The sequence below is a fragment of the Enterobacter sp. K16B genome (assembly GCF_020216105.1).
Classification (GTDB): Bacteria; Pseudomonadota; Gammaproteobacteria; order Enterobacterales; family Enterobacteriaceae; genus Enterobacter; species Enterobacter sichuanensis.
Genome location: NZ_JAIWJZ010000052.1, coordinates 46,429 through 55,933, shown reverse-complemented (window position 1 = coordinate 55,933; position 9,505 = coordinate 46,429). Strand labels below are relative to the sequence as shown.

The window sequence follows — 9,505 nt, the reverse complement described above, 5'->3', positions numbered from 1 at the left end:
CCGGCACCTGCCGCTGCACCGGCTCAGGCTGCTAAACCTGCCGCTGCCCCTGCTGCTAAAGCTGAAAAATCTGAGTTCGCTGAAAATGATGCTTACGTCCACGCGACCCCGCTGATTCGTCGCCTGGCGCGCGAGTTCGGTGTGAACCTGGCGAAAGTGAAAGGGACCGGCCGTAAAGGTCGTATCCTGCGTGAAGACGTTCAGGCCTACGTGAAAGACGCGGTGAAACGCGCCGAAGCTGCACCTGCTGCAGCCGCTGGCGGCGGTATCCCGGGCATGCTGCCATGGCCGAAAGTGGACTTCAGCAAGTTCGGTGAAATCGAAGAAGTGGAACTGGGCCGTATCCAGAAAATCTCTGGTGCGAACCTGAGCCGTAACTGGGTGATGATCCCGCACGTTACGCACTTCGACAAAACCGATATCACCGATCTGGAAGCGTTCCGTAAACAGCAGAACGCTGAAGCTGAGAAGCGTAAACTGGACGTGAAATTCACCCCAGTGGTCTTCATCATGAAAGCCGTTGCCGCTGCCCTTGAGCAGATGCCACGCTTCAACAGCTCTCTGTCCGAAGACGGCCAGAAGCTGACGCTGAAGAAATACATCAACATCGGTGTTGCGGTTGATACGCCAAATGGTCTGGTTGTTCCGGTCTTCAAAGACGTGAACAAGAAGAGCATTACTGAGCTGTCCCGTGAACTGACCACCATCTCCAAAAAAGCGCGTGATGGTAAGCTGACTGCCGGCGAAATGCAGGGCGGCTGCTTCACTATCTCCAGCATCGGCGGCCTGGGTACGACCCACTTCGCACCGATTGTTAACGCGCCGGAAGTGGCGATCCTCGGTGTGTCCAAGTCCGCGATGGAGCCGGTGTGGAATGGCAAAGAGTTCGTGCCGCGTCTGATGATGCCAATCTCTCTGTCCTTCGACCACCGCGTGATCGACGGTGCTGATGGTGCGCGTTTCATCACCATCATCAACAACATGCTGAGCGACATTCGCCGCCTGGTGATGTAATCGAAAAGCCGGCCGGTCGGCCGGCTTTTTTCTGATAATCTCATGGGGTTTATGAGGTTATTGGTGTAAGCGATAATTCGTGAGCCGTTTGTTGTTTCAAAATTGTTAACAATTTTGTAAAATACGGGCGGATAGAACGACCCGGTGGACGACGGGTATAAATTAAGAGGTCATGATGAGCACAGAAATCAAAACTCAGGTCGTAGTACTTGGGGCAGGCCCAGCAGGTTACTCCGCAGCATTCCGCGCAGCGGATTTAGGTCTGGAAACCGTCATCGTAGAACGTTACAGCACCCTCGGCGGTGTTTGTCTGAACGTCGGCTGTATCCCTTCTAAAGCGCTGCTGCACGTAGCGAAAGTTATCGAAGAAGCCAAAGCACTGGCTGAACACGGTATCGTCTTCGGCGAGCCGAAAACCGATATCGACAAGATTCGTACCTGGAAAGAGAAAGTTATCACTCAGCTGACCGGCGGTCTGGCGGGTATGGCCAAAGGCCGTAAAGTGAAAGTGGTTAACGGTCTGGGTAAATTCACCGGTGCGAACACCCTGGAAGTTGAAGGCGAAAACGGCAAAACCGTGATCAACTTCGACAACGCGATCATCGCGGCAGGCTCTCGCCCAATCGAACTGCCATTCATTCCACATGAAGATCCACGCGTGTGGGATTCCACCGATGCACTGGAACTGAAAACCGTTCCAAAACGCCTGCTGGTTATGGGCGGCGGTATCATCGGTCTGGAAATGGGTACCGTATACCATGCGCTGGGTTCAGAGATCGACGTGGTTGAAATGTTCGACCAGGTTATCCCGGCTGCAGACAAAGACATCGTTAAAGTCTTCACCAAACGCATCAGCAAGAAATTCAACCTGATGCTGGAAACCAAAGTGACTGCCGTTGAAGCGAAAGAAGACGGTATTTACGTTTCCATGGAAGGCAAAAAAGCCCCTTCCGAACCACAGCGTTACGACGCCGTGCTGGTGGCTATCGGCCGTGTGCCGAACGGTAAAAACCTCGACGCGGGCAAAGCTGGCGTGGAAGTGGACGACCGTGGCTTCATCCGCGTTGACAAACAGCTGCGCACTAACGTGCCGCACATCTTTGCTATCGGCGATATCGTCGGTCAGCCAATGCTGGCGCACAAAGGTGTTCACGAAGGTCACGTTGCCGCTGAAGTTATCGCAGGCATGAAACACTACTTCGATCCGAAAGTGATCCCATCTATCGCTTACACCGAGCCAGAAGTTGCATGGGTTGGTCTGACTGAGAAAGAAGCGAAAGAGAAAGGCATCAGCTACGAAACGGCTACCTTCCCGTGGGCAGCTTCTGGCCGTGCTATCGCGTCCGACTGCGCAGACGGTATGACCAAACTGATCTTCGACAAAGAGACTCACCGCGTTATCGGTGGTGCGATTGTCGGTACCAACGGCGGCGAGCTGCTGGGTGAAATCGGTCTGGCTATTGAAATGGGCTGTGACGCGGAAGACATCGCGCTGACCATCCACGCTCACCCGACTCTGCACGAGTCCGTTGGCCTGGCGGCAGAAGTGTTCGAAGGCAGCATTACCGACCTGCCAAACGCAAAAGCGAAGAAGAAGTAAGTTTCTTCCGTGATTGCCTGACGCCTCCTCTGGAGGCGTTTTTTTTGCCTGAAAACTACCCGTTATGGTAGGTAACTTATTGTTATTTCCCCTAAAAATTTGCGTCTGTCTGCCGATACTTTTTTCACCATTGTGTAGCTACTGGCCGCACGGTTAACGATCTGGATTTTTGATTACACGCAAAAAGGAAATAACATGTCTTTGAAGAAAGTGATGGGGATTGGCTTATTAGCGGCAGTGATGACGCTGACCGGGTGCGGCGCGATGACGACGGCGGTGAAGAAGCGCAACCTGGAAGTAAAAACGCAGATGAGTGAAACCATCTGGCTTGAGCCATCCAGTGAGAAGACGGTCTACATTCAGGTCAAAAATACCTCTGATAAAGACATGAGCAACCTGCAGACGCTGCTGGCAAACGATCTGAGCGCCAAAGGGTACAAAGTCACGTCCTCGCCTGACAGCGCCTACTACTGGGTGCAGGCTAACGTCCTTAAAGCGGACAAAATGGACCTGCGCGAAGCCCAGGGCTATTTGAAAACCGGTTATGAAGGTGCCGCCGTTGGCGCTGCACTGGGTGCCGGTATCACTGCCTATAACAGTAATTCTTCGGGGGCGGCGCTGGGCGTAGGCCTGGCGGCTGGTCTGATCGGCATGGCTGCCGATGCGATGGTGGAAGATGTGAACTACACCATGGTAACCGACCTGCAGATCTCTGAGCGTAGCAAAGCGAAAGTTACTACCGATAACATCGCGGCGCTGCGTCAGGGGACGTCTGGCGTGAAACTGCAAACCAGCAGCGAGCAGGGCGATCGCGCGAAGTATCAGACCCGCGTGGTATCGAACGCTAACAAAGTCAATCTGAAGTTCGAGGAAGCGAAACCGGTTCTCGAAGCGCAGCTGGCGAAATCGGTCGCCAATATTCTGTAAGTTAAAAAGCCGGGTGGCAGCGCTGCCATACCCGGCTTATAACACTCAGCCCGTTGGCGGCATTCAGGGCGCGACGGGCTGCCAGGTTTTATCCGGGTTATATGAGGTGATCGCCTGGGCTCTCTGCGCCGAATCGCTACCGAGATCGGCCTGGTAAACCTTGTCGTCCTGGTTTATCACAAAGCTCATTACGCCCGTCTGGCCATAGCTGACCGGCCAGGCCACCATCGCGAAACCGTTGCTCTCCGGCAGGATCCGGAAACGGTAGCCGTGATAGCCGGTACCCGGTTCTTTCGGGCTAAATGCCGGGCCGAGCGGGCTAGGGGCTTCCCCGGGTGACGCGGGCCAGTACAAACCGTCTTTTTTCCCTTCCGAACTCACAATTTTCTGCGCGTAGGTTTGGTTCATCGCAAAGTAGCTTTGCTGCGCATCAACGTAGGCATGTAACGCTTCAATGGCGGCGAGCTCGTTACGTCCGATTTCGCGGGTCAGAATCTCTTCAGCACCTTCTTTGATATCGAATTGCCAGCCAGCGCTGGTTTTAATCACCGGAATAGGAAGCTGCCAGCCGCTGTCGCCAACGACAAGATGCGCCGTATCCCCTTCGACAACGGTGTTATGACGCACTTTCCAGTCGCGCAGGAAACGATCGACGGCATCCGGGTCAACGCCTTCCGGGGGCAGAAAATCGCGCCAGTTCTCGCCAAGCAGATTGCTCATCGCGCGCTCGTTATGCTCGCTAATGGCTTTTGCCAGCGCATCGGTCGCCTGGTCGGGCGTGATGAAGGCTTGCTGCGCCATCGCCGAAGCGGAAAGCATGAACAGCACCAGTCCACTGAGAAGTTTACTTTTCATGTCGGTTCCCTTAGCGATGTCGAATTTCACGGCGTTCAGCGCGTCCAGCAGATGCCTGACGCGTCTGCTGCTGGCGGGCGGCGAGTTGTCTGCTTTGCGCACCACGTTGCTGCTGCGCCTGCCAGTTCGCGGAGCGGCTGTCGTTTCCGCTCAGCGCGTTGGCCCGGGGCTGGCTGTTTCGCTGCTGAAGCGTGCGCTGCTGCGCAGGTTGTGAGACTCGTTTCTCTTGTCTCTGGGTTGCAGCCTGACGGTTTTCTCGCTGCTGCGTGGTGGCGCGCTTCACCGTCTGCGGGTTGGTGTCGTAGCCACGGTAGTTATTGCGTTGCGAAATCTGCTTCAGCTGTTCGCTTGAGGCCTGACGTTGCATATCTTTCGTGGCGGGACGCGCCGTTTGGGGGAAGGTTTTACCCGTTGATTTCTCCATCTGGCTCAGGGCCGCCTGACGCTGGCTGTCGCGGTTAACCGGTTTTTGCTGTGTTGAACTTAACCCGGTTGCCGTGCTGGTGGAGTGGAATCGCGAGTTGAGCTGATTCGTGGGGTAGGGCACCCCTTCCCGATAAGCCGGGTTATGCTGCCAGGTACGGTTGGCGTCCGTCAGGCGCTGTCCGCTGATTTTATTGAAGTTCTCAACGTTAATATTGATGTTGTTATCACCGTTGCGGTTATAGCCGCCGTGATTATCCCAGTCGTCATGGTGATGATCCCAGTCATCGTCATCATCCCAGTCAATGCTGCTGAAAATGGCATAGGTTGTGGCGACACCCAGGCTGAAACCTAAGCCGTTGACGAAGCTGTTACCAAACTGCTCCCCGGGTGACGGAGGGAGATACGTTGGTGGATAGGCGGTGTTTGGCCAGGTCCCGTAAACCGTATTGGGGTTGTAGGTGGGAACGTAAACGACCTGCGGGTCGGCGGATTCAATTTTGATCACCGTTGGGGCGGGTGCTGACGCGGTGGTTGTGGTTGATTCGGCGGTGCTGGTTTTCGCCGGTGCCGGTTTTGTGACGGTGGTGACCGTCTGCTGAGGCGTCGATTGCAGGGCGCCGGTCTTCTGTGCCAGCGCGCGCAGGCGCTGAACGGAATCCATCACATCTTTCGGTTGCGCGAGGAACGCATCACCTAAATTTTGAACCCACGGCGGGTTTTCTCCCATCAGCGACATAAGCTGAGGGAAGGCGACCAGCGATTTTACGCTGGGATCCCAGGGCTGGCTGGCGACGGCCTGAATCGCGGCGTCCCCTTCCATTTTAGGGTTATCTTTTGACCACTGGGCCGCCTGGATCACGTTGGCCGGGTAAGTCGAGGCCATTAAAATTTGTGACAGCAGGGCGTCCGGGTAGAGCGCGATGGGAGCAACCCACTGATCGATCTGCGCGGCAGAATACGTTGGCGCGACGACAGGGGCGGGTTGTGCTGCGGCAGGCGTAGCCGGTGCAGCCGGTTGTTGTGCGACGGGGGCTGGCACAACGGGTTCCGTTGCACGGCTTTTGACAAACATGACGCCTGAGGCGGCAAGCAGCCCGGCACTGCAGAGAAGGACAAGCAGATGTGGTTTAAAGGGCAACTTCATAAAATGACTCCAACGAGACCAGCGCTGTGCCGTGAGGCGTTACGGTTGGCGTGAGTATTATTCACCCGTCTTTTACAGTTTTGACTTTTATTGGGAAGCGTCCGGTACGTCCGGATAAAGAGTGTGAGTATTTATTACACAATTATATGCGATGCGGGAAAAAACGCAGGGAATTCAGAAGGCCGCTCTTGCGAGCGGCCAGCAGCTAGTTGCCGAGGTTAACGACAAACAGCACCGTGATGTCGGATATATTCCAGCCACCGTGGAGTGCGGTAAGCAGTAAACCGAGCGCAACGATCAGCGCAGTGATTCGCATCTCCATTGCGTGCGTTCCTGTAAAGGCTACGCGGGTTCATTCCCCTCCGGGAAAGGCAGAACCAGGCAAATAAGTGTATTGCCGCGTAGGTTACGGAACTGCTCCCGGGCCCGGTGACTGGTTGCTACACCAGCGAAGCAGGCCGGGTGCAACAGTATTACAGTAGGTAAGCGCTGAGAAGCGGGGAAATGCAGTTGCATCCTTTTTCATCCGAAACTGGATGGCGGCTCGTAAACGCCAGGAAGGGACTTGCAGATTTTCTTACTGAAGAGCAATATTAGTGTCGAGTGTATTGCCGCAAATCTGCCAGCCCGGTGTGCTATCACCGCAAGGCAACAAATTAACCGCTGTGAGGCGGTTTTTTTGTACCCAAAATTCGCCTCATCTCTCCGCTACACCATGCTTAACGATTCAGCAAACTTTTTAATGTTGCTTTTTTGTAAACGGATTAACACTGTGCAGAAATCCTGCTATGCTGCCCGACGCGGTATCGGGCATTTACCCTACAAACTGCTGTCTCACAGGAGCGTGAAGAGAACGCCCGCCGCATATGACAATGAGAGCGAGGAGAACCGTCGTGCTAGAAGAATACCGTAAGCACGTAGCAGAACGTGCCGCCGAGGGAATTGTACCCAAACCGTTAGATGCAACCCAAATGGCCGCGCTCGTCGAGCTGCTGAAGAACCCGCCTAAGGGCGAAGAAGAATTCCTGTTAGATCTGCTGATCAACCGCGTACCGCCTGGCGTAGATGAAGCTGCCTACGTAAAAGCCGGATTCCTTGCTGCTATCGCCAAAGGCGAAGCCACCTCCCCACTGGTTACTCCTGAAAAAGCCATTGAACTGCTCGGCACCATGCAGGGTGGTTACAACATTCATCCGCTGATTGACGCGCTGGATAACGACAAGCTGGCGCCGATTGCCGCTAAAGCGCTCTCTTCCACGCTGCTGATGTTCGATAACTTCTACGATGTGGAAGAAAAAGCCAAAGCAGGCAACGTCTATGCGAAGCAGGTCATGCAGTCCTGGGCTGATGCCGAATGGTTCCTGAACCGTCCTGCTCTGGCTGAAAAAATTACCGTCACTGTTTTCAAAGTGACCGGTGAAACCAACACCGATGACCTCTCTCCGGCGCCGGATGCGTGGTCTCGCCCGGATATCCCTCTGCACGCCCTGGCGATGCTGAAAAACGCCCGTGAAGGTATCGAACCGGATCAGCCAGGCGTTGTCGGTCCGATCAAACAGATCGAAGCCTTACAGAAAAAAGGTTTCCCGCTGGCCTACGTGGGTGACGTTGTGGGGACCGGCTCTTCCCGTAAATCTGCGACCAACTCCGTGCTGTGGTTCATGGGTGACGATATTCCGCATGTGCCGAACAAACGCGGTGGCGGCCTGTGCCTCGGCGGTAAAATTGCACCCATCTTCTTCAACACCATGGAAGATGCAGGCGCACTGCCGATCGAAGTGGATGTTTCTAACCTGAATATGGGCGACGTGATTGACGTTTACCCGTACAAAGGGGAAGTGCGTAACCACGAAACTAACGAACTGCTGGCGAGCTTTGAGCTGAAAACCGACGTGCTGATCGATGAAGTGCGCGCCGGTGGCCGTATTCCACTGATCATCGGCCGTGGCCTGACGACCAAAGCGCGTGAAGCGCTGGGTCTGCCGCACTCAGACGTTTTCCGTCGCGCGAAAGACGTCGCGGAAAGCAATCGCGGTTACTCGCTGGCGCAGAAAATGGTGGGCCGCGCGTGCGGCGTCGCCGGCATTCGTCCGGGCGCTTACTGCGAACCTAAGATGACCTCCGTCGGTTCTCAGGATACCACTGGCCCAATGACCCGTGACGAGCTGAAAGACCTGGCGTGCCTGGGCTTCTCGTCTGACCTGGTGATGCAGTCCTTCTGTCACACGGCGGCATATCCAAAACCGGTTGACGTGACCACGCACCACACGCTGCCAGACTTCATCATGAACCGTGGCGGCGTTTCCCTGCGTCCGGGCGACGGCGTGATCCACTCCTGGCTGAACCGTATGCTGCTGCCGGATACTGTGGGTACCGGCGGTGACTCCCATACCCGTTTCCCAATTGGTATCTCCTTCCCGGCGGGCTCTGGTCTGGTGGCGTTCGCGGCGGCGACCGGCGTGATGCCGCTGGATATGCCTGAATCCGTACTCGTGCGTTTCAAAGGCAAAATGCAGCCGGGTATCACCCTGCGCGACCTGGTTCACGCGATCCCGCTGTATGCGATTAAACAGGGCCTGCTGACCGTTGAGAAGAAAGGGAAGAAAAACATCTTCTCTGGCCGCATTCTGGAGATTGAAGGTCTGCCGGATCTGAAAGTTGAGCAGGCATTCGAGCTGACCGATGCGTCCGCGGAGCGTTCCGCTGCGGGTTGTACCATCAAGCTGAACAAAGAGCCGATTATCGAGTATCTGAACTCGAACATCGTGCTGCTGAAGTGGATGATTGCAGAAGGCTACGGCGACCGTCGTACGCTGGAGCGTCGTATCCAGGGCATGGAAAAATGGCTGGCCGATCCGCAGCTGCTGGAAGCCGATGCTGACGCTGAGTACGCGGCGGTGATCGACATCGATCTGGCGGATATCAAAGAGCCTATCCTGTGTGCGCCAAACGATCCGGACGACGCGCGTCCGCTCTCTGAAGTTCAGGGGGAGAAGATCGACGAAGTGTTCATCGGATCCTGTATGACCAACATCGGTCACTTCCGTGCTGCCGGTAAACTGCTGGATACCCATAAAGGCCAGTTGCCAACCCGTCTGTGGGTGGCGCCGCCAACCCGTATGGACGCGGCTCAGCTGACCGAAGAGGGTTACTACAGCGTGTTTGGTAAGAGCGGTGCGCGCATTGAAATTCCTGGCTGTTCCCTGTGTATGGGTAACCAGGCGCGCGTAGCCGACGGTGCGACGGTGGTCTCCACCTCGACCCGTAACTTCCCGAACCGTTTAGGCACCGGTGCGAACGTTTACCTGGCGTCTGCAGAGCTGGCGGCGGTTGCGGCGCTGATTGGCAAACTGCCAACGCCGGAAGAGTACCAGACCTTCGTGGCTCAGGTGGATAAGACTGCGGTGGATACCTATCGCTATCTGAACTTCGACCAGCTCTCTCAATACACCGAGAAGGCTGACGGGGTTATCTTCCAGACGGCGGTATAAACAGCAAAACCGTCTCTGCGAGACGGTTTTTAGTATTTGCACCCTCTC

At 55.6% G+C, this 9,505-nt stretch carries 6 protein-coding genes; 4 read left to right on the top strand and 2 right to left on the bottom strand.

From position 1 onward, the window contains the following. The 3 genes from aceF to traT form a co-directional block, all read left to right on the top strand. On the top strand, positions 1–1,014 hold a 1,014-nt coding region (gene aceF, locus LDK53_RS11980), incomplete at its 5' end, for a dihydrolipoyllysine-residue acetyltransferase (protein ID WP_225287286.1). A gap of 175 nt (positions 1,015–1,189) precedes the next feature. Beyond that, positions 1,190–2,614, top strand: coding sequence for a dihydrolipoyl dehydrogenase (gene lpdA / locus LDK53_RS11975; protein WP_003856313.1), 1,425 nt, complete (start codon positions 1,190–1,192; stop codon positions 2,612–2,614). A 195-nt stretch (positions 2,615–2,809) separates the two neighbouring features. Beyond that, complete coding sequence (gene traT, locus LDK53_RS11970; protein WP_025756777.1) at positions 2,810–3,541, top strand: conjugal transfer complement resistance protein TraT; 732 nt, start codon at positions 2,810–2,812, stop codon at positions 3,539–3,541. 63 nt (positions 3,542–3,604) lie between these two features. Here the strand turns inward: traT and LDK53_RS11965 are convergent, their stop codons facing one another. Together LDK53_RS11965 and LDK53_RS11960 are read right to left on the bottom strand one after the other, a co-directional pair. Further along, entirely contained in the window at positions 3,605–4,396 is a 792-nt protein-coding gene (locus tag LDK53_RS11965) for a DUF2950 family protein (protein WP_225287285.1), read from the bottom strand. 10 nt (positions 4,397–4,406) lie between these two features. Then, positions 4,407–5,966 (bottom strand): DUF3300 domain-containing protein, encoded by a 1,560-nt coding sequence (locus LDK53_RS11960; RefSeq protein WP_225287284.1) that lies wholly within the window; start codon positions 5,964–5,966, stop codon positions 4,407–4,409. An 893-nt stretch (positions 5,967–6,859) separates the two neighbouring features. On the opposite strand from LDK53_RS11960, the gene acnB reads away from it, so the two are divergent. Next, positions 6,860–9,457: a bifunctional aconitate hydratase 2/2-methylisocitrate dehydratase gene (gene acnB, locus LDK53_RS11955; RefSeq protein ID WP_032672437.1), complete on the top strand. Its 2,598-nt coding sequence runs from the start codon at positions 6,860–6,862 to the stop codon at positions 9,455–9,457. Positions 9,458–9,505: the final 48 nt, after the last annotated feature.